Source organism: Luteimonas lutimaris (assembly GCF_039537065.1).
GTDB classification, from domain to species: Bacteria; Pseudomonadota; Gammaproteobacteria; order Xanthomonadales; family Xanthomonadaceae; genus Luteimonas; species Luteimonas lutimaris.
This window is the reverse complement of record NZ_BAAAZU010000039.1, coordinates 1-598: the sequence shown is the minus strand read 5'-3', so window position 1 is coordinate 598 and position 598 is coordinate 1. Positions and strand designations below refer to the sequence as shown.

Below are 598 nucleotides of genomic sequence, written 5' to 3'. Positions count from 1 at the left end.
CAGGCCTGGCGGTGCGCAAGCGCCGCAAGCGCGAGCGGGTGGCGGTCGCGCGTCGCCCGCTGCAGGTTCCGTCCGGGCCGAACCACACCTGGTCGATGGACTTCGTCTTCGATGCTTTGGCCAACGGGCGCCCGATCAAGTGCCTGACGGTGGTGGACGACTGCACCAAGGAAGCGGTGGAGATTGCCGTCGGCCGAAGGATCAACGGCCAGAACGTGGCCGACATCCTCGACGCGGTCTGCCGCTTCCGCGGCTATCCCGCTGCGATCAGGACCGACCAGGGACCCGAGTTCACCGGCCGGGCGCTCGACCAGTGGGCGACTGCCAACGGCGTGACGCTGGTGCTGACGCAGCCCGGAAAACCCACGCAGAACGCCTATGTGGAGAGCTTCAACGGCAAGTTCCGGGACGAGTGCTTGAACGAAAACTGGTTCATCTCCCTCGAACATGCACGGGCGGTCATCGCCATCTGGCGCAAGGACTACAACGAGGTGCGACCGCACAGCTCCCTGCCAAAATGCACGCCCGCCGAGTTCGCCGCCGTGCTCCGCAACGAAGGTGTTCTGGCGGGTTCGACCGCCGATCGAAATCTGACCCA

General features: G+C 65.7%; 1 protein-coding gene. It reads left to right on the top strand.

The window, feature by feature from the left end; all coding sequences use genetic code 11:
* The coding region (locus ABD679_RS15310) for an IS3 family transposase (RefSeq protein WP_344760888.1) at nt 1-598 on the top strand (598 nt) is incomplete at both ends.